The sequence below is a fragment of the Latilactobacillus curvatus JCM 1096 = DSM 20019 genome, from assembly GCF_004101845.1.
Classification (GTDB): domain Bacteria; phylum Bacillota; class Bacilli; order Lactobacillales; family Lactobacillaceae; genus Latilactobacillus; species Latilactobacillus curvatus.
In genome coordinates this window covers 1,001,289-1,027,077 of record NZ_CP026116.1, presented here as the reverse complement: position 1 = coordinate 1,027,077, position 25,789 = coordinate 1,001,289, and the positions used below count along the sequence as shown (strand labels likewise).

The following is a 25,789-nucleotide window of genomic DNA, read 5'->3' as shown; positions in this document are numbered from 1 at the left end:
TCCTTAGGGGATGATATAGCCTTGGCCAATTTTCGTCTGAATGTAGTCTTCTAAACCAGCACTTTCAATTTTTTTGCGAAGCCGATTGATGTTAACGGTTAGTGTGTTGTCGTCGACAAACCGTTCATCGTCCCAGAGGGCACGCAATAACTTTTCGCGACTGACAATCTGGCCGTGTTGACGCATCAGAAATTGGAGGAGCTTATATTCGTTTTTGGAAAGATCAATGGTAGTCTCACCCACCTGAGCTCCGCCGCTTTGGAGGTTAATCATTAGGCCGTTATGTTCGATGATATCGGCATTTTGGTCGACGTAGTTGTAAGTCCGTCGTAAGAGGGCGTTAATTTTGGCAATTAAAACTTCCATCGAAAAAGGTTTATTGACGAAGTCATCGCCGCCCATGTTCATCGACATCACCATGTCCATGTTGGTACTGCGACTAGAAATGAAAATTATGGGGACTTTAGATACTTCACGAATTTTGCGACACCAGTAGAACCCGTCATAAACGGGCAGGTTGATATCGAGTAAAATCAGATGGGGTTTATTGGTTAAAAATTGGTCGAAAATGGTATCGAAATCGGTCGTAATATTTGCGTGTAATTGCCACTTATTTAAGTTCTCAGCGATTAAGTTGGCAATCGTTGGATCGTCTTCAACAATCATAATTTCAAACATAATGAATTCTCCTCATACATAGATAGACTAATATTAACCACTTTCACTAGAAAAGACAACCAACTAAGGTCGTAGTTATAAAATGGGCTTTTGCGGTCAACTCTGCTAAAATGAATACCAATTAGTTAAGGGATGTGAAAAAATGGCAGTCGTATCAGTCCAACAAGTTTCGAAAGTCTACGGGCATCGGTTTAGTCTGGTCAATGCGCTTAATAATATTTCATTTGATATTGAACCGTGGGAGTTTGTCGGTATTATGGGCCCTTCAGGCGCTGGGAAAACGACCTTATTAAATATGATTGCGACCATTGATCGGCCGACGCATGGTCAAGTGTTAATTAAAGATCAAGTTGTGAGTCGGATGCGGGAAGCTAAGCTTGCTAATTTTAGGCGGCAAGATTTGGGCTTTATTTTTCAAGATTTTAACTTACTAGATTCACTGACGGTTCGCGAAAACATGTTACTGCCATTAGCGCTTGATAAGTTAAGTGTGCCAGTGATTGAAAAACGGTTGGATAAAGTTAGCCGAGTCTTGGGCATTAGTAGTTTGTTGGATCGTTATCCGGATGAAGTTTCAATTGGACAGCGCCAACGAGTGGCATGTGGGCGCGCAATGATTACCAATCCCACTTTGTTATTGGCCGACGAACCAACTGGAAGTTTAGATTCAAAATCAGCTACGGAGCTTTTACAATATTTAACCGTGATTAATCGTCAGGAAAAGACGACAATTTTATTGGTCACGCATGATGCCTTTACAGCTAGTTACTGTCGGCGAATTCTTTTCATTAAAGATGGTCAATTATTCTCGGAAATCGTTCGCAATGGTGATCGGCAACAATTCTTCAATCAAATTATTGATATGCAAGCAACCATAGGTGGAGGAGGCCGTTTCAATGCTGTTACACCTAACCGTTAGAAATGCGATTAATCATGCGCGCGACTATGCGGCTTATGTGATTGCCTGTGTTGCCGCGATTGTGGTTTATTTCTGCTTTACGTCGATTCAAACTGCGCCAATCTTTAGGCACCTCAAGATGGCTGGTGAATCTTTAGCTTTTGGCCGGATGATCCAAGTAGCAAGTTTAATTATTTTGCTGTTTGCCGCTTTTTTCTTGGCATATGCTAATTTATTTTTCATTAAAAGGCGTCGGCGGGAGATTGGTGTTTTAAGTGTCATCGGGGTGACTAAATTTCAGATTAGCTTACTCTTCTTCTTTGAAAGTTTGATTATCGGTGTGATTGCCCTGATTATCGGGTTGTTATTCGGGATTCTTTTTTCGAAATTATTCGCGATGTTATTATTACGCATGATGGGGATTGCGGTTGCCATGCCGTTTTTAATATCATGGCGGGCCATTGAACAAACGACATTCACCTTTGGCGGGTTGTTCCTATTAACTGGTTTTTTAAACAGTACGATGATTTATCGGTATCAATTAGTGACATTGCTGCAACCATCTGCAGTCAGTCGGAAAGTGCGCCGACCGAACTGGCTGACTTATTTATGGGGGATTATTGCACCTGTATTGATTATCAGCGGCTATTATTTGGCAGACCAAACACTGGTTTTGATGCCGAGCTTAGAGCGGCGCTATGGTTTTGGGATTGATTTGGTTTATTTACTAACCATTTTATTACTTGAAATTTTTGGCACACTGGCTTTTTTTCAGGCCTATACGCAAATTTGGCTACAGTTAGAACGGCACTGGAAACGGCTTTATTATCGTGGGACACATTTGTTAAACGTTACGAATTTGAGTTTTCGTTTTAAAAAGAATGCAAAGATGTTGTGGATGATTACGATTTTAAGTGCAGTCACTATTACCGCAATCGGAAGTGCGGCGATGATTTATACGCACGGTCAAGATACATTACGGCAGAACATTCCGGTGGATTTGGTTTATACACAAAGTCAAAAAGCAGCGGTCGACAAAATTTTAACGCAATATCATGTTCAGCCGGTTAGTCAAACAATGTCTTCGTTTAAATTGGTGGATGCTCGATTTAAGGTCAATTCACCGTTAAATCGGGAAGGCATCAAAATGGATGGAGCAGCTGTTGTCATGCCATTATCCCAATACAACCAAGTAATGGCGCAACAATTTAAGTTACCAGCAACTAAATTGAAGAAAAATACTGTGGTGACCATCATTAACTTGCCATTAACAATGCTGAAGATGCCTCGCAGAGCAGGTGCAGGTTTGCCACCGAAAAGAGCTGGAATCCCGTTGCAATTAAAACAGTCTGGGCTTTCAGATTTTCGGATTGTACACATTCGTAAGCTATTTCCAAACGGTTCTGATGTCTTCTTTGATGGTAACTTAAACGTGATTGTGGCCAATGATGCTGAATATCAACAAGTCCAAGCAACTTCAGTTGATCAAATCTATGCAGTTCAGCTCTCCGCTGCCCAACAAAAGCAAAAACGATTAATGCGCGATTTATTCCGTCTATCTCAAAAGCCCAAACAATGGGATTATTTAATGACGCACAAAAAAGCCGGGCAAACCCATTATGAAATTAAAACCACTGATCAACGGCTAGAAGAGTTAAGCCGCTATTCTGTGCTTTTAAAAAAACCTAACCGAGATATTGCTAACGCAAACTTCGGATTTTATATGTATGTCGCCATTTTTATTGGGTTAATCTTCATGTTAGCCACTGGTAGTATCATCATGTTGAAACAATTGTCAGAAGCACAAGAAGAGATTTTGCAGTATAAAACATTGAAAAAAATTGGGATGAGTGACGGTGAGATTAAGCGCACGATTTATTTCCAAATTTTGATGCTCTTTTTACTGCCAATTATTTTGGGATCGATGCACGCCTTCTTTGCAATTCGGTTATTGGGTTTGTTTTTAGATAATCCTGGGTTACAATTAGCCTATATCGTTTGCGGCCTGTTTATCATCATTTACTTTGTTTTCTATCTAATTACGGCCAATATCTACAATCGAATTGTGAATGCACCGCTCAATAGTGATGTGTTCTACTAAACTCGGAGGGAAAGTTTTTGCAATTAGCTATGTACCGCGCAAAAGCGCGTCAATTATTAAAAGGAAACTGGCAGAAAATGGCCGCTTTAGTCGCGCTTTGGTTGTTAGTTGAGATAGTAGTCGACTCAATGATTGAAGGCGTGTTTGGCGCCAGTTCATTTGGTTATCAAATGCTCAACACCTTTGCCAATTATTTCTTATACTTTATCTTTTTAAATGCTGTTTTCTTAGGTGTTTATAAAGTTAGCCAGAATAAGCCCAGCTATTACCGGGATACCTTATTGTTATTCCGGCAACCGTTGTATACCCATCTTGTGGTATTGAATCTTGTTCAACAAGTGTTAAACTGGATCTTACTATTAATTGGGTTGGCGCCGTTTTATCGGTTACTCGGTTGGGATCGTGTATTTCAATTCACTTTTAATGGATTAGATTCCGTTGCGCCTTATTTGCTAAACATTAGCCAGCAGGGGACAATTTCTGAAACTGTCTTATTGTTTGTGACGGTGATGTTGGTTTTGTCACTGTTGCAACCCGTGATTTTAACGTATTATCAGATTTTAGTACTGTTGAAGTTTGATTTACCACAAGCACCACTCAAATTAATCTTTAGCCTTTCATGGGTGATTTTAAAAGGGAACTGGCTGAAATTACTCGGGCTTACTTTATCATTTATTGGATGGGAACTGGTCGTCTATATGACTGCTGGACTAGGTCTCTTGTGGTTCTATCCATACTTAATTATGAGCGTTACGATTTTCTATCAAGAAGTTAAAGCTAAGAAAGTCCAAGTCATTCAATAGCATTAGGGCCGTCATCCATTTGGGTGGCGGTCTTTTTTTATTTAGTTAGTAAATATAGTGCGCGCGATACCCGGAATGCGCTACTATAGAAATTAGAAAGGTGGTCATTTAAAAATGCAATTAACAGTCTTAGGTTATTACGGTGGATATCCATACGCCGGTGTTGGGACTAGTAGTTATTTATTAACAAGTGGGGCGTATCATTTATTGCTAGATTGTGGGAGTGGCGCTTTATTAGCGCTTGAGAAACAATTTGACCCATTGCAACTAGATGTGGTCCTTCTCACGCACTATCATCACGATCACATTGCTGATGTGGGGGTTTTACAATATTATTGGCAACTGCATCAAGGAACCAAAAAGGAACCCATTTTACCTATTTACGGGCATCTGCAAGATCCACTCCACTTTGGCAGTTTGACACAACCGGGTGTGACGCAGGGCTTTGGTTATCAAGAAGACACAGAGCTGACCCTGGGGCCGTTGAAAGTAACTTTCAAACGGACAGTGCATCCTGTCCCAGCATTCGCTGTTCGAATTGAAGAACAAACGACGGGGCAGGTCTTGGTCTTTACTGCAGATACGGCGTATTTCCCAGAATTAGCTGCTTTTTGTCAGTCTGCAGATTTACTGATGACTGATACGAATTTTCTTGAAGATCGCACTGGTAAAATGGCGCATATGACAACAACGCAATCCGGTAACTTGGCACAAGAAAGTGGCGCAGCTAAAATTCTATTAACGCATTTACCACAAGGGGTTTCGGCAGAAACGCTACAGGCACAAGCACAAGCGACTGTTGGGGACGTACCCGTGATAGTTGCCCAACAGGATTTGACAATTGATGTCGGAGCGTGTAATATAGGCGGCGTTGATGGAACTTACAAAAAATAAGTGAATTTTCATTAGAAAGTAGAAACTACTATAATTTTTTTGAATGATAAATATAAATGTAAAAACATAAAAATTAATGGTGAGTGGGAAAATTTAACAATAAACCGTTTTAATTAGACGTTTTATGTCCAAATGTCTATTTATTAATTATTAAAAAATAATTAATAAATTTAATTTTAGGGTAGTTTTCTAGTGCTGACTCGCGTATAATAAAATTTGTAAGAGAGAAAATGATTGTCTTATTGTTAAGTAAGGTGTCATGTTAATAAAGGAGAGAGACATATGGTTACGTTATATACATCACCAAGTTGTACATCTTGTCGTAAAGCCCGGGCGTGGTTAGAAGAACACAATATTCCATACCAAGAACGCAATATCTTTTCGGAGCCTCTCAATAAAAATGAAATTAAAACAATCTTACGCATGACCGAAGATGGCACGGAAGAAATTATCTCAACGCGTTCTAAGGTTTTCCAAGAATTAAACATTAAAATTGATGACTTATCAATCAACGAATTATTAGATTTAGTTCAAAAGAACCCAGGGCTATTACGTCGTCCAATTATTTTGGATGAAAAACGACTTCAGGTTGGTTATAACGAAGATGAAATTCGTCGTTTCTTACCACGTGAAGTACGGGCATTGGAATTACAACAAGCACAATTACTAGCAGGATTCTAGAGGAGAGTCGGGGCTGTTAACAGCCTCGACTTTTTTGATGGGTTAAAAAATTAATTGCTGCGATGTAGATACTTGAATGTTACGCCAGATACTGGTATGGTAGGTCAAAGAAAGTGAATTACGACGCTATAAGAAGCGCGTTAGAAAGGGGCGTTGTCCCATGAGAATGGAAAAAATCGACGAGAACACAATTCGGGTTCTATTAGAAAATGATGATTTAGAAGAACGCGGGATTACTGGACTTGATTTGTTGAGCAATCATAAAAAGATTGAGCGGTTCTTCTATTCAATTCTGGAAGAAGTGGACAGTGAACACACATTTGCGAACAACGATGCAGTAACGTTCCAAGTGTTGCCTAACGATCAAGGGTTAGAATTACTGATTAGTAAGAATATGCCAAACTTTGACGGTGGTAAAGGTCAATCAGAAATGGTGCAAGGCAAAGACGGTATTACTGAATACATTAAAGAACAACTGTTGAAACGAGATACGGTCCAAGATGATGCGACTGAGGAAGAGGATGAAATGACCGCTTATATGAATCAAGCGGACAATCCAATGAAACAGATTGTGTTATCGTTTAAGTCATTTGACGATTGGATTGCTTTGGCACAACAGCTACACATCGAAAGTGGTGTGTCGAACCTATTTCTTTACAAACATCAGTACTATGCACAGATTATTATTTTTATGGAGAATACGACCGAAGCGTTTGCACGGGATGATTTAGCGGTCGCTAATGAATACGGGCAGAAGTCAGAATACACAGCAGCTTTTTTAAGTGAATTCGGTGAAAAAGTCATGGATAATAGTGCGCTTGAGTTAACACGCTACTACTTCAAACATTAAAAATAACGGGTTTTCCTAAATTTAGGAGAACCCGTTATTTTTTTGCGTATTTTCGGTGGGGGTGATAAATAATGAAAGTTGCACAGACCACTAACGGGTGCTTAATTCGCGCCGATCAAGCAGCCAAACAACAGCAAGTAGCGCGGTATTTCTGTCCACATTGTCAACAACTGGTTCAGTTGCATCGTGGGGTGCATAAAGCACCATATTTCGCACATATCGCAGAACGTGTATCTGGTGGTGGTGAGAGTCCAGCCCATCTGGCGGGAAAACAGGCGATTGCTGAATTAGCACATGTGTTGGGCTGGCATGCTACCTTTGAAGTACCTGTCGGCGAGACACAGCGCGCTGATGTATGGTTAACGCGGAATCAGCAACCATTAATTATTGAATACCAATGCAGCCCATTGACGCCAGATAAGTTAAACCAACGAACAATCGGCTATCAGCAGCGCCGATTACCTGTATTATGGGTGGTTGGTGAACGGTATTGTTTTACTAACCATTATTTAAGCCAGCAACAGTTGGGGTTTATCAACTATCGGCGGCAGTGGGGCTTTTATGTGGTAAGTTATTTGCCAAAGTGGGGGAAATGGGTGTTATATCACCATATTGTCGCCCGTGATTTTGCTGGTTATGCTTGGCAAACCCTGCGATTGACAACTAAGGCGTTTGTGCGCTTGCTTGTAGCACAAACAAGACTGCCAGCCAATCATTATAAGGGCAAGTCACAGCCTATGCAGCAACAAATTATTGACCGTCGATTAGGGCTGCAAGACGCACATTATGTTGCGTTACAGGCGGATTGTTATGCCCACCATGAACGCTTGCAAGCCGTTCCGGACTGGTGTTACTGCACACGTAATGTACCACCCATTTATCAGCTCAGTCAGTTTGAAAGTCGGGTAACGTGGTGGTTGAGTGCCCAACCAATTGATCTTTTTTTAGCGGTAACGCCCTTACTCCAACAACCACTACTAAAGCAATCCTTATTTGCACAATGGGGGCAAATAGCTTTGAAACAAGCATTAAAAAAGAACCGGGGGTCGGTTGACCACCGGTTCTAAGATTAAGAAATAACATGCAAAGCAACCCGTGAGAGGGTGCTTTTTTGTTTTTGAAGTGCTTGGAAAGTCTGTTCAGGTGTTGTTTCAGCACAACAGGCTTGTTTCAAGAGTTCATAGGAATCGCAATTTTCAATCAATAAGCCTGATTCGCTTTCACCTTTTGAATAGTTGAAGACTACTGCTGAAGGGGTCATCTGAATGTTCATCTCACAAGATAATTGTTGATCTGAATCAAATGCCTGTTTAGTAAGTGGACTGTGCCAATCTTCAAGTAACATTTCGGTATCAAGTCCTACGCGTTTAGCAATTGTAAGGACTAATTCGTTGTTAAGTTCCATATCTGGTTCACGGAATGCTTGTTGCAGTTGCATTAAAAATGATTGGCTCTTCTTGCCCCCCTGGAACGTTGCTGCCTTATAAGCGAGTACTGCTTCATAAATGGTGCTGAAAACGTGATTACGTAAGTTTAAATCATGACTATTTTGTTGCTGAAACTGCATGTAATGCTCGACGTTTTTTAAGTTTAAGACTGGAATAAACTTAAAATGAATATTTGCATCGGTTTCGCCGATAATCTTTAAAAGTGCCTCTTCGGAACGTAAACAAAGTTGCCCGATTGGGTTGATAAATAAAAACACTTCTAACAAGTTGGTTCCTCCAAACTTTCTATATTGTATATACTGCTCGACGCGCTTGTACTGTCTACTCTAACAAAATTTTAAAATTATGCAATAAGTTAGCTTGACAGAGTTTAAGCTTGATGGATAAGGGCGCGCATAATTTTATTGGGTGGTATTTGTTCACTTAATTGATAGCGGGTGACAAATGATTTAAACCAAGTTGCCCCTTCTTGGACGTTGGTGACTTCAATTTCGACTTCATAATCCTGGGTTTCGTCAGGGTATTGGGTAACATCAAGCGTTAACAGGCCAGCAACTAAAGACGCGGTCTGGCGGTGCGTTGTTGCCTGTCCCCAGATGAACAATTCTTTGATAATCACGGCTTGTGCTGCAAAATAGACAGCGATCTGACCAGACGATAATACGGTTTGGTGCTCAATTAAGTGAGTAGCCTGCTCAAGTGTTAGGCGATCAGTGATTTCAATCAGACTATGAGCATTTTCTACGGTTGGCACCTTTAGCGTCTGTTCGGCATAGGTGTCAAAGAGTCGAATACGCAACCCCCAGTGACGTTTAGCCAATCCCTGGTTAGGCAGTTCGAAGTAATAATTAGTTTGCACAAACGGCGCTGCAAATGGATAGTCCGCTTTTAGTTGCGAAAATTGCGCCGCCGTTAGCATCGTCTTAAATTCGCGTTCAATCGTTTGTGACATCGGTTGAGCTCCTTTTTAAAAAAGCAATGTTATTATCCTAGCACAAAAAAGCAGACTTGTAATGAAATTTGTATTTCAGACGATTATTATTTATTCAATTCTAATCTATGTTAAAATAGTGCTGTATGTGACAGAGTGAATGAGGGGTTTATAATGGTCGAAAATTGGAAGAAGTTTTTAATGCCTTATGAACAGGCCGTTAGCGAATTAAAAATTAAATTACGTGGGATGCGCAAGCAATACCAACAAAATAATGAACATGCACCCATCGAATTTGTAACTGGGCGCGTTAAACCAATCGATAGTATCAAAGAAAAGATGCAACGCCGCTACATTACAGAAGATTTACTCGAACAAGATATGCAAGATATCGCTGGTTTGCGGATTATGTGTCAGTTTGTGGAAGATATCCATGAAATTGTGGGCCTTTTGCACCAACGGACTGATATGAAAATTGTTGAAGAACGGGATTACGTTTCAAATGTTAAACCAAGTGGTTACCGGTCATATCATATTGTAATTGAATATCCAGTCCAACTAATCAGTGGTGAAAAATTGATTTTGGCCGAGATTCAGATTCGAACAATGTCGATGAACTTTTGGGCAACCATTGAACATTCATTAAATTATAAATATCAAGGGGAATTTCCTGAAACGCTGAAGGCGCGGCTTAAAAGAGCGGCCGAAGCATCCTTTATGTTAGATAAAGAAATGTCTGAAATTCGTGAAGAAATTCAAGAAGCACAACAACTCTTCTCATATGGAAAATGGCAAAACGCACTTGAAAAGGCAACTGAAAATGATTCTGAAGGAGAGACGCCAGATTGAAAGTAACGGTATTTAGCAATGACGGTAGTTCTTCCGTTCAAGTTGCCAATCGCTTAACGCAAAAATTGATCAATACGGGGTTTGTCATTGATGATCAAACGCCCGATGTGGTCATTTCAGTTGGTGGAGATGGGACGCTTTTATCTGCCTTTCATCGGTACGCCCACGATTTAGCGCACATCCGGTTTATTGGCGTGCACACGGGACATTTAGGGTTTTACACTGACTGGCGCGATTTTGAAGTCGATGATCTAGTCGTCGCCTTGCAAGAAGATCTCGGGCAGAGTATTAGCTATCCGTTATTAGAAGTTAAAATCGAATATGCGGATACGCACGAAATCAGTCGCAGTTTGGCGCTCAATGAAGTGACGTTACGTCGGTATGCAGCGACTTTGCGGACGGACGTTTACATTAAAGAGAATTTTTTTGAAAGTTTTAGGGGCGATGGGCTCTGTATTTCCACACCAACTGGGTCGACAGCTTATAGTAAGTCGATTGGTGGCGCGGTTTTACATCCACGCTTAGACGCGATGCAGATGACCGAAATTGCGTCGATTAATAATCGCGTATATCGAACACTATCGGCACCAATCGTGTTACCATCGGATGAATGGTTGCTCCTGAAGCCTTCTAAGACAAGTGATTACGTTGTGACAATTGATCAATTCACATTTAAGGATCGACCAATTGCCTCGATGCAATTTAAAATTGCAAAGGAAAGAATACAGTTTGCACGTTATCGACACACCCATTTCTGGAACCGTGTCGAAGATGCATTTATTGGGTCAAAACATGAAATTTGAATGGCAATATCAAGATGCAGAAGGCTGTGTGTTGCGGAATTTTTTACGGCGGCATAAGCTTTCTCGCAGTCAGTTAACTAAAATTAAATTTGCAGGTGGCACAATCCTCGTCAACGGCCAGGAGGCACATACCAATGCCCAACTGGTTCAAAACGATGTGGTGACTGTTTACCTCGCACCGGAAGTGGCCGTCGAACACGTCATCCCAGTTAAAGGGGACTTGAAAGTGGTTTTTGAAGACGACCATTTTTTAGTGGTCGATAAACCGGCGTTTGTGGCGTCGTTACCGGCACCGAACCATCCGCACAACACAATGGCCAATTTCGTCAAACAATACTTGATTGACCAAAATGCTGAGAGCCAGGCAGTGCACGTAGTAACGCGCCTCGATCGCGATACAAGTGGTTTGATGATGTTCACCAAGCACGGCTTCGCGCATAGTTTGTTGGATAAGCAACTCCAATCTAAAGAATTGCAAAAAACATATGTTGCGATTGCCAGTGGTGATATGCGGTTAGATTATCCGCAACATGCGTGGATTGATCGGCCAATCAAACGGTCGGATGATTTTTACATGCGGCGGGTCGTTGGGGTTGGTGGCAAACGCTCATTAACGGAATATTGGCAAGAAGCCCATGGCACCGATGCCACGTTAGTTAAGTTGAAGTTACTAACAGGTCGGACACATCAGATTCGGGTTCATTTTGCATCACTGGGGCATCCCTTAATTGGTGATAATTTATACGGTGTGGCCGATGATTTATTACCGCGTCAAGCATTGCACTGTCGCGAGTTAACGTTCTATCATCCATTTGAAGAACGGTATGTCACGGTTCAAAGCGAACTACCAGCCGATTTTCAAGCAGTGATGGATCAACGTCATTTGGCTTTTCCTGCGGGCGAATTGAATAAAATTTGATTAAGCTTTCAATTTGAGTCGCAATCTAACTTTAGAATGAGTATACTAATAAACGATTATGGATTACGGAGGGATTAGTATTGTGTTAACTTTAAATATGATTAAGACAATCATTTTAGGGATTGTCGAAGGTTTTACAGAATGGCTACCAATTAGTTCAACCGGCCATTTAGTGTTGGTCGGTAGTGTTTTGAAACTTGATGAATCAAAAGCATTCATCGATATGTTTAATTATGTGATTCAATTTGGAGCGATTATGGCGGTTGTGATTCTATACTTCCATAAATTGAATCCTTTCTCACCACGTAAGAACCAGCTCGAACAAAAACAAACGTGGACGTTATGGTTTAAGGTAATTGTGGCGGTGATTCCATCAGTCATTATTGGATTCCCATTGAATGACTGGATGGATGAACATCTGATGAAAAACTGGATTGTGGCCAGCATGTTGATTTTATACGGGGTTTTGTTCATCGTCATCGAAAATCGCAACAAGCATACCACACCGAAATTTGCTGATTTAAATACGTTACCTTGGTTGACGGCCTTTTGGATTGGCTGTTTCCAAGCCTTATCAATTATTCCTGGGACATCCCGTTCAGGCGCTACGATTTTAGGGGCAATTATTTTAGGGACATCACGGTTTGTGGGTGCGGAATTCTCGTTCTTCATGGCGATTCCAACGATGGTCGGCGTGGCAATCTTGAAGATTGGTAAATTCTTGTACCAAGGCAATACGTTTACGGGCGATCAATCAATCATTTTATTAGTCGGGATGTTGGTTTCATTCATCGTTTCAATTATTTCAATCAAATTCTTGATGGATTACATCAAGAAACATGATTTCAAGGTCTTCGGTTGGTACCGGATTATCTTGGGCCTACTTGTCTTAGGTGCAATGCTATTTGCATAAAGGATTAAATTAAAATTTGGAGGGTTCATCCATGTTAATCAAAGAAGTTTGTGTTGAAAATTTCACTAAAATTCCGGCAGCAATCCGCAATGGTGCTAAACGAATTGAGTTGAACGACAACTTGGCTGTCGGAGGCACAACGGTTAGCCGGGGTGTGATGGCTGAATCAGTGCGTTATGCGCATGAACACGATGTACCAGTGATGGTCATGATTCGTCCGCGTGGCGGCAACTTTGTTTATAACGATCAAGAATTAAAAATTATGGAAGCTGATATCTTTTCAGCGCAAGAATTAGGCGCTGACGGCATCGTCCTTGGTTGCCTAACACCTGACAATCAAATCGACGAAGAAGCGATGGAAATGTTGATTGGTGCTGCCAATGGGATGCAAGTTGTTTTCCATATGGCTTTCGATGAAATTGCGGCTGATCAACAAGCTGCAGCAATGGAATGGCTGATTGATCATGATGTTAAACGGATTTTAACGCATGGGGGGCCGTTAGACGCGCCCATCGACGAAGCCCGTTTAAAAACGTTAATCCAAGCTGCTGATGGGCGGATTGTGATTTTACCTGGCGGTGGCATTACAGCCGACAATGTCGACGCGTTAACAGAACGTTTACAAATTTCCGAAGCACACGGTACAAAAGTGGTCGGGACATTATAAGATAGTAAAAGGCCCAGTCATCAATGATGACTGGGCCTTTTTTTAATGTTTGAATAGGAGATAATCGACTGACGACGCACTCTAAACGTGCTCTGTAAGGCATCCGCCTCCGGTTAACCCTGAGCCGCAAACGATTGCTTTCAGCAATCATTCGCCAGTCTAGGCTAATCCTCAAGAGATACCCGACTGGGATCACACTCTAAACGTGCTTTGTAAGTCATCCGCTTCCGGTTAACCCTGAGCCGCAAACGATTACGTTGTAATCATTCACGACGCTGTGTTAATCCTCAGCGGATATTCGCCTTACGACGCACTCTAAATTTTTTCTATCGCTAGGACTTGTCCTTGGTCGACGTTGATTGCCTTGTAGTGGGTTACTTGGTAATTGGTTGGTTCTAGGCGACTTAAGTCGGCGATTAGATAGTCGATTTCTTCTTGAGTTTCATTGAACCGAGGATCAACAACGAATACCAGTAAGCCACCGCGATTAAGCCGTGAGAGAATTTGATGATAGGCAGAGATTGTCGTGTTAGGCAATGTCACGTGTTCAAAAGAATCAGGACTGAGTGCGCCTAAGCTAAAAATGGCGGCTTGCACTTTTAACTCGGGTGGTAAGGCAGTGATAATCCGCTCGTGTCCTTGATTAAGCAAAGTAACCTGGTTTGCTTGGTTTGCTTTTGTAAGACGATCCGCGCAGGTTTCGATGGCTTCTTTTTGAATTTCGAAACCGTAAACCTGACCAAAATCAGCAACGCGTTCTGCTAAAAATAAGGTATCATCGCCATGCCCCACGGTGGCATCAATTACGACATCGCCGGGCCGAATTGCCTGGTCTAATAGAAAATGTGCAAATTTAGTGGGATGATCAAGTATCATGTGTTAGGACTCCTTCAGATGCAATAATTTAAAATGAATAAAACAGTACCATGAACCGCCGAGACACGCCGTTGCTAATAAAAAGCCAGCTAAGACATCACTCGGATAATGAACAAGTACGTAAATCCGACTAAGGCCGATGCATAGTGCCAATATTAAACAGGTGCCAATCGCTATTTTTCGCCAAACGCGTTGACGAATTAAGTAGTAAACTAGGATGCTTAAAGTTCCGAAAAAAAGAAGCGCCCCCGAAGCATGACCGCTAGGGAAGCTGTAGCCGCCTGCGTAGACAAGATGGTGAAATGGGGGCCGTGGTCGTTGGACGCTCATCTTAATAAAGTGGTTAAGCGTTGAAAAAAGGACCATGTTAATGACTAAAAAGCTAGCTGCTGACCACTGTTTAAAGCCCAGCAAACCAAGCGTTACAATGGTGGTCAAAGTCATTATACTATAGGGATTGCCGATCGACGTAATCGCAATGCTTACAGTATCCATCAATGGGGAGGAAAGCGACCGGATGCCAGTTCTGATAAGGGTATCAAAATGTATAACCCAAGTGGCATGGTGCACAACGCTGATTAAAATGATTAGAAAACTGATTGTGCCAAGAATGAATAAACTAGCCGAAAATCGTTTGGTCATTTTTAAGAAATCCTTTCAAAATAAGCTGTAATTAAAGACAAAGAAGATTATTAAATGATACAATAATTATTAAGCATAAGACAACTAATAAAAGTAGTTGCGTGATAGGATTGTTTTCCCCATTTATTAATATTATAATAAAGTTCAGGTGAAGCTCAAGTTAATTGTGCCACAGACAATAATAATGGAAATTCGGAGGCGTTAGAATTGAAAGAGACTAGAAAACAGCGAATTGCAGCTCAAAAGGTAAGCTTACATAAGCAGAAGCGGGAAATTAGAATTAAGAAAGTTCGTAATGTGACGACTTTTGCAGGGGCAACCGTCTTGATGGGTTCAGCAATTGCACCTAGTTTTTCGAATCGGGCCAAAGCAGCCACTGAAGATGTGTTAAATAGTGCAAACAATGATGACCAAGCTACAACAGCTAATACAGCAAGTAGTGCAACATCATCAACAACTAGTTCAAGCACAACGACAACTGAATCCCAATCAACACAACAACCTGTTGTAAAACCTCAATTGACTGAAAATGAAGCGACAAAGGTGGCTACGCCACAACCGGCACCATCTCAAGCGCAACCAATTTCTGGAGTGCAAAGTACGAGTGCCAATATCGCAACCGCTGGCGTTGTTATGGCAGCAGCTAATTCAAGCGCACAAAATTTCATCAATTCAATTGCTAGTTCAGCTCAACAATTAGCGGGTGATAACGATTTGTACGCCTCTGTTATGATTGCCCAAGCATCATTAGAATCAGGATTTGGGAGCAGTGGTTTAGGTTCTGCCCCTAATTATAACTTGTTTGGGGTAAAAGGGACTTACAATGGTAGTTCTGTTTATATGTGGACTTGGGAAGATGATGGTCATGGGAACATGTATCAGATCCAAGCTGCATTTAGAAAATATCCTTCATACTACCAATCGTTACAAGATTATGTGCATGTGCTACGGAATACTTCATTTGGTGCAACGCCTTATTATCAAGGGGCATTTAAGAGCCATACAAGTAGCTATCAACAAGCCACACAATACTTACAAGGACGTTATGCAACAGCAACCAATTATGCGTCAAGTTTGAACCGTTTGATTCAACAATACAATTTAACGCAATATGACACGCCAGGGACCAATACTGGTAACAATAATGGGGGAACAACGACTCCAACCACGCCAACGACTCCAACGACACCTGAAAATGGGACAAAATACACCGTTAGAGCCGGCGATTCTGTTTGGGGGATTGCTAATCGGTATGGTATTTCAATGAATGACTTGATTAGCTGGAATAACATCAAGAACAATATGATTCACCCAGGCCAAGTCTTGATTGTTTCAAGTAGTGCAGCTGGCAACAACAATGGTGGGACGACAAACCCAACAGACCCTACAACACCAACGAATCCAACAACACCAGCTAATGGTGATAAGTATACCGTTAAAGCCGGCGACTCTGTTTGGGCGATTGCCAACAAATATGGGATTTCAATGAACGATTTAATTAGTTGGAATAACATCAAGAATAATATGATTCACCCTGGCGATGTTCTAACAGTTTCAAAAACCGCAACTGGCAATACAAATAACAATAATTCAAACAGCAATAACGGTAATCAGACTTCAAACAAGACGTATACGGTTAAATCAGGGGATTCTGTCTGGGCAATTTCAAACCGTTACGGCATCTCAATGGCTGACTTGGTTAAATGGAATAATATCCGGAACAACTTTATCTATCCTGGTCAAAAATTAGTGGTTAGCCAAGGTGCAACAACTGGTAATTCAAACAACAATAATACAAATAGTACAAATCCAGGGCAAACTTCTGGGAAGACTTATACGGTTAAGGCCGGTGATTCTGTCTGGGGAATTGCTAACCGTAACGGTATTTCGATGGCGCAATTAATCAAGGCTAATAATATTAAGAATAACTTTATCTACCCAGGTCAAGTCTTAAAATTAACGGCTGGCGCTACAACGCCAACGACGCCCAATACGAATTCTGGGAAGACTTATACGGTTAAATCAGGCGATAGTCTTTGGTCAATCGCACAAAAAAATAATACCAGTATCGCACAATTAAAATCAGCGAACAATTTACATTCTGATTTAATCTTAGTCGGTCAAGTCTTGAAATTGAAGTAAGAGTTTGGTATGCTAAGAACAATTATTTAACGTTGAGAAGGATTAGTAGTTATCGTTAAGCGTTTAGAGAGCGTGTGGTTAGTGTGAACACGTCGTTTAACATAACGAACTCACCTTTGAGTTTTCTATTGAACTGATAGTAGATAGAAACGTCTGCCGCGTTAAGGCCAGAGAGTTGTCCAATATAGATTGGACAGAACTTAGGTGGCATCGCGGTCAATTCGTCCTATGGTATTTATACCATAGGACTTTTTTATTGGCGTTAAGTGAATTAAAAAAGAGTGTGTCAAAAGTGTCCATGCTTTTGAAAGCACGTTAAAAAAAGGAGTGTTTGATATGACTTACGATCATCGCGCAGTTGAACAAAAGTGGCAAGCTTACTGGCAATCACACAAATCGTTCAAAACAACAGAAGATAAAAATAAGAAAAATTTCTATGCATTAGATATGTTCCCATATCCGTCAGGTCAAGGCTTACACGTTGGCCATCCTGAAGGTTATACGGCAACTGATATCTTGGCCCGGATGAAACGGATGCAAGGCTTCAACGTGTTGCACCCAATGGGTTGGGATGCATTCGGCTTACCTGCTGAACAATATGCGTTGGATACTGGGAATAATCCTGCTGATTTCACGCAAACCAATATTAATACGTTCAAACGCCAAATCAATTCATTAGGCTTCTCATACGATTGGGATCGTGAAGTGAATACAACGGATCCTGATTTCTACAAATGGACCCAATGGATTTTTGAAAAAATGTACGAAAAGGGCTTAGCTTATGAAGCTGAAGTGGCTGTTAACTGGAGCCCTGATTTAGGGACCGTTGTCGCAAACGAAGAAGTCATTGACGGCAAAACAGAACGCGGTGGCTATCCTGTTTACCGGAAACCAATGCGTCAATGGATGTTGAAGATTACGGCTTATGCTGATCGTTTAATCGACGACTTAGACCTAGTTGATTGGCCTGAAAGTGTCAAGGATATGCAACGCAACTGGATTGGCCGCTCAAAAGGCGCTGAAGTATCATTTGCTGTTGAAAACCACGACGCTCAGATTGATGTCTTCACCACGCGTGCCGACACAATGTTTGGTGTCAGCTATATCGTGATGGCCCCAGAACATAAATTAGTGGCCGATATCACAACGCCTGAACAAAAAGCAGCTGTTGATGCTTATTTAAAAGAAATCGAACACAAGAGTGATCTTGAACGGACTGATTTGGCGAAAGATAAAACAGGGGCCTTTACAGGTGCTTACGCCATTAATCCAGTCAATGGCGAACGGTTACCAATCTGGATTTCAGATTACGTTCTAGCCTCATACGGGACTGGTGCTGTGATGGCTGTCCCTGCACATGACCCTCGTGATTGGGAATTTGCGAAGAAATTTGGTTTACCATTGAAACCAGTTGTGGCTGGTGGTAATCCTGAAGAAGCTGTTCACACAGAACCTGGTGTGATGATTAATTCAGATTTCCTTGATGGTTTAGACAAACAAGCAGCAATCGACAAGATGATTGATTGGTTAGTAGCGCATAATGCTGGTCATGAACAAGTGAGCTACAAGTTGCGTGACTGGTTATTCTCACGTCAACGCTACTGGGGTGAACCGATTCCAATTATTCATTGGGAAGATGGCACAACATCAGTGGTGCCAGAAGCTCAATTACCACTTGAATTACCATTAACAAGTGATATCAAGCCTTCAGGGACTGGTGAAAGTCCACTTGCGAACTTAGCGGACTGGTTAAACGTAACCGACGAAAATGGGCGCAAAGGCCGTCGTGAAACGAATACAATGCCACAATGGGCTGGTAGCTCATGGTATTACCTTCGTTATATCGATCCTAAGAACCCTGATAAATTGGCTGACTTTGATAAGTTGAAAGACTGGTTACCAGTTGATATGTACATCGGTGGTGCGGAACATGCTGTGCTTCATTTATTATATGTTCGTTTCTGGCACAAGTTCTTGTATGATATCGGGGTCGTGCCAACGAAGGAACCATTCCAACACCTATATAACCAAGGTATGATTTTAGGCGATAACCACGAAAAAATGTCGAAATCAAAAGGGAACGTTGTTAACCCTGATGATGTTGTCGATCGCTTTGGCGCTGATACATTACGTTTATACGAAATGTTCATGGGCCCATTAGATGCTTCCATTTCATGGAGTGAAAAGGGCTTAGCCGGCGCGCGTAAATTCTTGGACCGGGTATGGCGTCTATACACAGAAGAAGATACCGACGAAAACGACCAACTTTCAAGCAAGATTGTCGCTGAAAATGATGAACAATTGAAGAAGAGTTACAACGAAACTGTTAAGAAAGTGACAGAAGACTTCGAAAGCATGCACTTTAACGTGGCCATTTCACAATTGATGGTCTTCATCAATGATGCTTATAAAGTTGACACACTACCACGTGAATACGCTGAAGGCTTCGTGAAGTTATTAGCGCCAATTGCACCACACATGATGGAAGAATTATGGGCAATGCTTGGCCATGATGACTCAATCAGTTACGTGGACTGGCCAACATTTGACCCAGCAGCATTGGTCGCTAACGAAGTAGAAGTGATCTTCCAAGTTAACGGTAAGTTAAAGGCCAAAGTAACAGTAGCTAAAGACACACCGAAGGAAGAATTAGAAGCGATGGCTAAGGCAAATGAAAAAGTAGCTGAATTCATTGCTGACAAGACGGTGCGCAAAGTGATTGCCATTCCAAATAAATTGGTCAATATCGTCGCCAATTAGAGTGCGTTTCAAAAAGAGTGGGTTCAAGCTCGGTCAACTTTTGAGCATTATCAGAGGGAAGCGAATAAGCGACGTAGTCGATTGTTTGATTCACTGGGATAAGCGCAGAAAGTTAGCTTGAAAAGCACGTTTCAGACAAGAGTGCGTTTGGTTGCGGTTAGCAACTGAGCATTAATAAAAAATTTCAAATAATCCAGGTTTTAGGATTATTTGAAATTTTAGATTAAGCGGAAGTTGTTGCAACCAAAAAGCATGTTTCAAAAAAGCAGTTACTGTTTCTCGCAGTAACTGCTTTTTCTTATTTAAAATTAATATTTAGGGGCCTAATTATCCTTCAATTAATATAAGGGTTATTCTAAAGCGCTTTTAAGATGATAAAAAGATGAGAGCGACTATTGCTTTTGGGTGTTTTTTATTATACGATGATAAGTAAATTTAGATTCTGGGGTTAACCAATAATGATGATGCTAAAATAGAGGGGTTTGAGGACTATGAAACGAAATTTAACTGCCCGTCAGATGCAGATGATTGCACTTGGCGGGACAATTGGGGTTGGGCTTTTTATGGGGGCCAACACGACAATTAAATGGACGGGGCCGTCTGTGCTGATTGCGTATGGGATTGCTGGTTTATTGCTGTATCTCATTATGCGTGCACTTGGAGAAATGCTGTATGTTGATCCAGATACGGGGTCCTTTGCCAAGTTTGCAACGGAATATATGCATCCAATTTTTGGTTACTTAACAGCTTGGAGCAATGTCTTCCAATTCGTTGTCGTGGGGATGAGTGAAATGATTGCCATCGGCGGTTACTTAGAATTCTGGTGGCCGAACTTGCCGGGCTGGGTACCGGGACTGGTCGCGATTACGTTCTTATGTGCGGCCAACTTAATTTCAGTCAGCATGTTTGGTGAATTGGAATTCTGGTTTGCGTTGATTAAAGTCGTCACGATTATTCTGATGATCGTGGCAGGCCTTGGACTCATTGTTTTTGGGATTGGAAACCATATGCATCCAGTCGGCATTAGTAATTTGTGGACGCACGGCTTCTTTACGGGTGGCTTTAAAGGCTTCATCTTCGCCTTGGCAATTGTCTTGGCATCATATCAAGGGATTGAATTGATTGGGATTACGGCTGGCGAGGCTGAAAATCCACAATCAACATTGGTTAAAGCAATTCAATCCACTGTTGCGCGGATTTTGATTTTCTATATTGGGGCGATTTTCGTAATCTTGAGCATTTATCCTTGGAATGAATTGAGTCAGGTCGGTTCACCGTTTGTGCAAACCTTTGCTAAAATTGGGATTACCGCTGCAGCATCAATCATTAACTTTGTAGTGATTACAGCAGCCTTATCGGGTGCTAACTCAGGGATTTACAGTGCCAGTCGAATGACGTTCACATTAGCCAATAATGGGCAGTTACCAAAACGATTCTTGAAATTAAACCGCCACGGTGTCCCATTTTATGCGGTCGGGGCGATTTCATTAGGGATTTTAATCGGGGTGATTTTAAACGCCATTTTACCACTTGTTTATCCAAAAGCTGGCAATGTCTTCGTGCTCGTTTATAGTTCAAGTGTCTTACCAGGGATGGTGCCATGGTTCGTCATTTTGATCAGCCAAATTGCCTTTAGAAAACAACACGCTGACAAGATGGCACAACATCCATTTAAGATGCCTTGGTCACCTTATTCGAACTACATTACATTGGCGATGCTAGCCATCACCTTAATCTTCATGTTCATTAATCCGGAAACGCGGATTTCAATCATTGTTGGTTTAATTTTCTTAATGATCATGGTGGTTATTTATTTCGTGAAATTTGGTCGGCAAAAATCATGACAAGCAAAAAGGCAGCCTAGTTGGCTGTCTTTTTTTTATTCGATTCGATTGGATTGATTTGATCGCGATGTAAAACAGTGATTGATTCACCCGCTGTTTGGCGGCGATCAATGTTATCTTCGCCCCATAAACAGAGGAGATTTAAGATTTTATTGAGTGACTGACCGTATTCAGAGAGGCTGTATTCAACGCGGGGCGGAATTTCTTGATAAATTTTACGATTGATGATGCCATCGTTTTCGAGTTCACGTAACTGTGCGGTGAGTACCTTTTGCGAAATCTTAGGGATGCGTTGTAAGAGCTCGCTTGATCGCCGTGGTTGGTTGCGCAAATGACAAAGAATAACGGGTTTCCATTTACCGCCGATAATTTCCATCGTAGCTTCAACGCCAATGTTATATGTTTTCTCATTCATTTCTAATTTTGATTCACCTTTTCATTGTGATAAGACTCAATTATTACTTTTCAGTAACCTACTGACTAAAAAGTGCGTGATTGTGAAAATCACGCTCCTATTGAATAATATAGTACATCAGTAAAAAAAGTCTAATAGGAGTGTGGCAGTATGAGTAGTAAACAACGGGCGAACCTCACATTACTAGCATTGGCAATCAGTGCTTTTGCGATTGGTTCGACAGAATTCATCAGTGTCGGCTTAATGCCATTGATGATTAAGGATTTTGGGATTACGATGAGTCAAGCAGGACTAACCGTATCGATGTATGCTTTGGGAATTACGATTGGGGCACCGATTTTGGCGATTTTAACAAGTCGTTGGCCACGGAAAAATTTATTGTTGGGGATTATGGTTGTCTTTATCATTGGTAACTTGACGGTCGCTTTTGCGCCAGTCTTCGCCTGTAACGCCGATTTTAGAATCAAAAATGGGTTGGTCACCAAGGGCCGTTGTGATCATCTTAATTATTTATGGTCTGATGGTGGCTTTTGGAAATACGTTGGGTGGCAAATGGTCAAATCACCAACCGTTGATGGCGCTATTGAAAATGTTTGTTGGCTTGTTAGTGACCTTGTTGCTATTCATGTTAACGTTAAATGCCCATTGGTTCGGTTTAATTAACGTTTTATTGATGGGCTTTTTCGCCTTCATGAACGTTCCAGGGCTCCAATTATACATTGTGCAGTTGGCTGAAAAAATCACGCCAAATGATATTCCATTGGCTTCGGCTTTGAATATCTCAGCCTTTAATATCGGGATTACGATAGGCTCATTAGTTGGCGGGCAAGCATCGGCAGCTTGGGGCTTAGACAGTACACCAATCTTTGGCGGTATCATGGTTTTTGTCAGCATTCTGTTGACGTGGTATTTGATTCAACAAAGTAAACAAGCTAAATAATGAGATGGCAGAGAGCTCCGCGAAGGCGGGGCTCTTTTTTTGAAACGTGCTATTGGCGCTAGATTTCTGCGCCTAACTACAAAACGGGAATCATGGCCGAGTACGCCATAATTCCCGTTTTTAGGTTAGTGCTCAAAATCTGGGCAAGCGCTAATAGCACTCTTATTGAAACGTGCTTCTGATGACAACAACTTCCGCTTAATCTAAAATTCCCAATAATCTTAAAACCTGGATTATTGGGAATTTTGTATTAATGCTCAGTTGCTAACCGTCATCAGAAGCACTCTTTTTCATAAAGTTTTGTTAAAGGAATTGCAAGGCTTGGGGCAATCCTCTAAAATGGTAGGAAGATGCTTTTTGACGTTTAATAAGGGAGTTATGGGAAATGACCAATTCACCTGAAACAAAGGCGACGGATAGATCTTCACAAAGTAAGATGTTACGGGGCTCCGCTTGGATGACCGCTGGGAGTATTTTCTCGCGAATTCTGGGCGCCGTCTATGTAATTCCGTGGCCAATCTGGTTTGGCGCGAATTTCTTACAAGCCAACACATTATTTGCAAAAGGATACCAAATTTATAGTGTCTTTTTAGTGATCTCGACGGCTGGGATTCCAGGGGCGCTATCGAAACAAATTGCACGCTATAACGAAATGAATGAGTATGGCATTGGTCAGCGTCTTTTCAGAAAGTCGCTGATTTTAATGTTGGCAATGGGTGTTTTATCAGCGCTCGCACTCTTTGCGTTAGCGCCCGTTCTAGCAGCGGGTGATCCGCGGATGGTACCGGTCTTCCGGTCATTAAGCTGGCCGCTATTGATTATTCCATTGCTCAGTATTATGCGGGGCTTTTTCCAAGGCTATGCCGAAATGGCGCCGTCTGCGATTTCGCAATTTATTGAACAAGCAGCCCGCGTGCTGTACATGACCGTGACCGCTTTTATGATTATGCAAGTGTTTAAAGGCAGCTACGTGGATGCTGTGACGCAGGCGACATTTGCCGCATTCATTGGGGCTGCTGCCGGCTTGTTATTACTGATTTTCTATTATTTGAAACAACGCGGTCGCATTTCAGAGTTAGTGGCCAATAGTAACAACGAATTAGAAGTGTCAACGACTGACTTGTTAAAAGGGATTGTGCGCCAATCAATTCCATTCATCGTAATCGACGCAAGTGTCAACTTGGTCTATATCATCGACCAATACACGTTTAATCCGATGATGCATGATTTCGTGGTTGCCAGTGATCATCAGTTGTATAACTTGTATGCTTTATTTGCAGCTAATGCGAATAAACTGATTTCAATCACCGTTTCACTCGCTGCTGCCATGGCGGTCACGGCGATTCCATTGATGTCAGCTGCGCATGTGCGGGGCAATCAAAAAGAATTGCAACATCAAATCGGCAGTACTTTGCAATTATTCAACTTAGTGATGATTCCAGCGGCATTTGGGATGGCGGCGGTTGCCGGTCCGCTTTACACGTTATTCTACGCGCATGATACGCTTGGGATTAGTGTCTTACAATTTTCATCTTACATTTCTATTATGCTCGGCCTCTTTACGGTTTTAGGCGCTGTCTTACAAGGCCTCTATCAGAACCGCTTGGCATTGTTTTACTTATTCATCGGATTCATCGTCAAAATTGTGGCGCAGTACCCAGCGATTTATTTTTTCCGTGTCTATGGCCCGCTAGTATCGACCGGCTTAGCCTTTGCGACAAGTTCGGTTTTAATGATTGCAGCACTGCATCGCTATTATCACTTTGCATTACGCAAAACCATTCGGCGCTTAATCGGCGTTTTAGGCTTCTCATTGGTGATGTATTTGGTAACGGCGGGGGCAGTCAAGGGGTTATACCTTGTCTTTAACCCGTACAGCCGTCTTCAGAGCGTTCTAGTCTTAATGATTAGCGTTGGCCTAGGTGTGGCTGTTTACGCCGCATTGGTGCTTAAATCGCGCTTAGCGGACTATGTCATTGGGAGTAACTTGGATCGGTTTAGAAGAAAGTTGAGAATCAAATGAGAATTGATCGCTTTTTAAGTCATATGAATGTGGCTTCACGCAAAGAATTAAAGGTACTTTTTAAAGCGGGACGCGTGCGCGTTGATGGGACTGTGGTCAAAGATGCGAAGTTCAAAGTGAACGAGGCGACCGTTGTCTATGTTGACGACGAACCCAAGCGTTATCAAACCTATTTTTATTGGCTGATGAACAAACCGGCGGGTGTGATTTCGGCGACGACTGATCCCCAGAAAACAGTGCTTGATTTATTGGCACCAGCGGACTTGCGGGATGATCTGTTTCCAGTGGGGCGATTGGATAAAGATACAACCGGCTTATTATTGTTGACGAATGACGGCGATTTAAGCCATGCCTTGTTGAGTCCTAAAAAACACGTCAGCAAGGTTTATCGCGCCACGATTGCCGGGATTGTCACGGCAGAGGATCAAGCGCGGTTTGAAGCGGGGCTCGTGTTGAGTGATTTTACTGCACAACCAGCACAGCTTGAAATTCTGAGTGTTGATGAGGCGCAACAAGAAAGTCAGATTACCGTTGAGATTCATGAAGGTAAATTCCATCAAGTGAAGCGGATGTTTCATGCGGTCGGCAAGGAAGTCTTGACGCTAGAACGGCTTAAGATGGGACCACTGGCATTGCCAGATGATTTAGACCGTGGCCAATACCGTGCGTTGACAGATGCAGAATTTGCATTACTTAAAGCGAATTAATAAAC

General features: G+C 41.8%; 23 protein-coding genes, 1 pseudogene and 1 other annotated feature. Of the genes and pseudogenes, 18 read left to right on the top strand and 6 right to left on the bottom strand.

The window, feature by feature from the left end:
* Window positions 1–3 precede the first annotated feature (3 nt).
* Complete coding sequence (locus LCU_RS05390) at window positions 4–678, bottom strand: response regulator transcription factor (RefSeq protein ID WP_004265750.1); 675 nt, start codon at window positions 676–678, stop codon at window positions 4–6.
* Window positions 679–820: 142 nt separating this feature from the next.
* Between LCU_RS05390 and LCU_RS05385 the strand changes: the two genes are divergently transcribed.
* The 7 genes from LCU_RS05385 to LCU_RS05355 all read left to right on the top strand — a co-directional run bounded on the left by LCU_RS05385 (window position 821) and on the right by LCU_RS05355 (window position 7,972).
* Window positions 821–1,597, top strand: coding sequence for an ABC transporter ATP-binding protein (locus LCU_RS05385; protein WP_004265660.1), 777 nt, complete (start codon window positions 821–823; stop codon window positions 1,595–1,597).
* Window positions 1,575–3,677, top strand: a complete 2,103-nt coding sequence (locus LCU_RS05380) for an ABC transporter permease (protein WP_056965929.1) — start codon at window positions 1,575–1,577, stop codon at window positions 3,675–3,677. The genes LCU_RS05385 and LCU_RS05380 overlap by 23 nt, the downstream gene beginning before the upstream one ends.
* Window positions 3,678–3,694: 17 nt before the next feature.
* Entirely contained in the window at window positions 3,695–4,480 is a 786-nt protein-coding gene (locus LCU_RS05375; RefSeq protein WP_054644405.1) for a DUF975 family protein, read from the top strand.
* A 114-nt stretch (window positions 4,481–4,594) separates the two neighbouring features.
* Entirely contained in the window at window positions 4,595–5,374 is a 780-nt protein-coding gene (locus LCU_RS05370; RefSeq protein ID WP_056965927.1) for an MBL fold metallo-hydrolase, read from the top strand.
* 282 nt (window positions 5,375–5,656) lie between these two features.
* Complete coding sequence (gene spxA, locus LCU_RS05365; protein ID WP_039098959.1) at window positions 5,657–6,055, top strand: transcriptional regulator SpxA; 399 nt, start codon at window positions 5,657–5,659, stop codon at window positions 6,053–6,055.
* A 160-nt stretch (window positions 6,056–6,215) separates the two neighbouring features.
* Complete coding sequence (locus LCU_RS05360; protein WP_004265698.1) at window positions 6,216–6,905, top strand: adaptor protein MecA; 690 nt, start codon at window positions 6,216–6,218, stop codon at window positions 6,903–6,905.
* 71 nt (window positions 6,906–6,976) lie between these two features.
* Window positions 6,977–7,972, top strand: a complete 996-nt coding sequence (locus LCU_RS05355; protein ID WP_056965925.1) for a competence protein CoiA — start codon at window positions 6,977–6,979, stop codon at window positions 7,970–7,972.
* Between the two features lie 2 nt (window positions 7,973–7,974).
* Here the strand turns inward: LCU_RS05355 and LCU_RS05350 are convergent, their stop codons facing one another.
* Together LCU_RS05350 and LCU_RS05345 are read right to left on the bottom strand one after the other, a co-directional pair.
* Window positions 7,975–8,610, bottom strand: coding sequence for a DsbA family protein (locus LCU_RS05350; RefSeq protein WP_223315742.1), 636 nt, complete (start codon window positions 8,608–8,610; stop codon window positions 7,975–7,977).
* A gap of 113 nt (window positions 8,611–8,723) precedes the next feature.
* Window positions 8,724–9,305 (bottom strand): CYTH domain-containing protein, encoded by a 582-nt coding sequence (locus LCU_RS05345; RefSeq protein ID WP_004265767.1) that lies wholly within the window; start codon window positions 9,303–9,305, stop codon window positions 8,724–8,726.
* Between the two features lie 153 nt (window positions 9,306–9,458).
* Between LCU_RS05345 and yjbM the strand changes: the two genes are divergently transcribed.
* The 5 genes from yjbM to LCU_RS05320 are packed head-to-tail and all read left to right on the top strand — an operon-like array spanning window position 9,459 to window position 13,435.
* Complete coding sequence (gene yjbM, locus LCU_RS05340; RefSeq protein WP_004265740.1) at window positions 9,459–10,133, top strand: GTP diphosphokinase; 675 nt, start codon at window positions 9,459–9,461, stop codon at window positions 10,131–10,133.
* Window positions 10,130–10,936, top strand: coding sequence for an NAD kinase (locus tag LCU_RS05335; RefSeq protein ID WP_056965921.1), 807 nt, complete (start codon window positions 10,130–10,132; stop codon window positions 10,934–10,936). The genes yjbM and LCU_RS05335 overlap by 4 nt, the downstream gene beginning before the upstream one ends.
* Entirely contained in the window at window positions 10,926–11,855 is a 930-nt protein-coding gene (locus LCU_RS05330) for an RluA family pseudouridine synthase (protein WP_039098979.1), read from the top strand. The genes LCU_RS05335 and LCU_RS05330 overlap by 11 nt, the downstream gene beginning before the upstream one ends.
* A gap of 58 nt (window positions 11,856–11,913) precedes the next feature.
* Window positions 11,914–12,768 carry an undecaprenyl-diphosphate phosphatase gene (locus LCU_RS05325; protein ID WP_050802262.1) on the top strand — a complete coding sequence of 285 codons (855 nt, stop codon included), beginning with the start codon at window positions 11,914–11,916 and terminating at the stop codon, window positions 12,766–12,768.
* A gap of 31 nt (window positions 12,769–12,799) precedes the next feature.
* Window positions 12,800–13,435 carry a copper homeostasis protein CutC gene (locus tag LCU_RS05320; RefSeq protein WP_054644401.1) on the top strand — a complete coding sequence of 212 codons (636 nt, stop codon included), beginning with the start codon at window positions 12,800–12,802 and terminating at the stop codon, window positions 13,433–13,435.
* Window positions 13,436–13,750: 315 nt separating this feature from the next.
* Here the strand turns inward: LCU_RS05320 and mnmM are convergent, their stop codons facing one another.
* Complete coding sequence (gene mnmM, locus LCU_RS05315; protein WP_056966761.1) at window positions 13,751–14,311, bottom strand: tRNA 5-(aminomethyl)-2-thiouridylate-methyltransferase MnmM; 561 nt, start codon at window positions 14,309–14,311, stop codon at window positions 13,751–13,753.
* A 3-nt stretch (window positions 14,312–14,314) separates the two neighbouring features.
* Complete coding sequence (locus tag LCU_RS05310) at window positions 14,315–14,953, bottom strand: phosphatase PAP2 family protein (protein ID WP_004265683.1); 639 nt, start codon at window positions 14,951–14,953, stop codon at window positions 14,315–14,317.
* A gap of 207 nt (window positions 14,954–15,160) precedes the next feature.
* On the opposite strand from LCU_RS05310, the gene LCU_RS05305 reads away from it, so the two are divergent.
* From LCU_RS05305 to LCU_RS05295, 3 genes are all read left to right on the top strand, one after another.
* Window positions 15,161–17,095 (top strand): muramidase family protein, encoded by a 1,935-nt coding sequence (locus LCU_RS05305; RefSeq protein WP_056966763.1) that lies wholly within the window; start codon window positions 15,161–15,163, stop codon window positions 17,093–17,095.
* Between the two features lie 23 nt (window positions 17,096–17,118).
* Window positions 17,119–17,327, top strand: a binding site (T-box leader).
* A 104-nt stretch (window positions 17,328–17,431) separates the two neighbouring features.
* On the top strand, window positions 17,432–19,855 hold the full coding sequence (gene leuS, locus LCU_RS05300; RefSeq protein ID WP_056966765.1) for a leucine--tRNA ligase: 2,424 nt from the start codon (window positions 17,432–17,434) through the stop codon (window positions 19,853–19,855).
* A 491-nt stretch (window positions 19,856–20,346) separates the two neighbouring features.
* Window positions 20,347–21,699: an amino acid permease gene (locus tag LCU_RS05295; protein WP_039099102.1), complete on the top strand. Its 1,353-nt coding sequence runs from the start codon at window positions 20,347–20,349 to the stop codon at window positions 21,697–21,699.
* A 16-nt stretch (window positions 21,700–21,715) separates the two neighbouring features.
* On the opposite strand, the gene LCU_RS05290 is transcribed toward LCU_RS05295, so the two are convergent.
* Window positions 21,716–22,114 (bottom strand): winged helix-turn-helix transcriptional regulator, encoded by a 399-nt coding sequence (locus LCU_RS05290; protein WP_056966767.1) that lies wholly within the window; start codon window positions 22,112–22,114, stop codon window positions 21,716–21,718.
* Between the two features lie 150 nt (window positions 22,115–22,264).
* Between LCU_RS05290 and LCU_RS05285 the strand changes: the two are divergent.
* From LCU_RS05285 to LCU_RS05275, 3 genes and pseudogenes are all read left to right on the top strand, one after another.
* Window positions 22,265–23,054: pseudogene (locus LCU_RS05285) on the top strand (MFS transporter).
* Between the two features lie 385 nt (window positions 23,055–23,439).
* A complete protein-coding gene (locus LCU_RS05280; protein WP_004265748.1) occupies window positions 23,440–25,077 on the top strand; it encodes a putative polysaccharide biosynthesis protein in 1,638 nt (545 codons plus the stop codon).
* On the top strand, window positions 25,074–25,784 hold the full coding sequence (locus tag LCU_RS05275) for a pseudouridine synthase (RefSeq protein WP_056967072.1): 711 nt from the start codon (window positions 25,074–25,076) through the stop codon (window positions 25,782–25,784). The genes LCU_RS05280 and LCU_RS05275 overlap by 4 nt, the downstream gene beginning before the upstream one ends.
* Window positions 25,785–25,789: the final 5 nt, after the last annotated feature.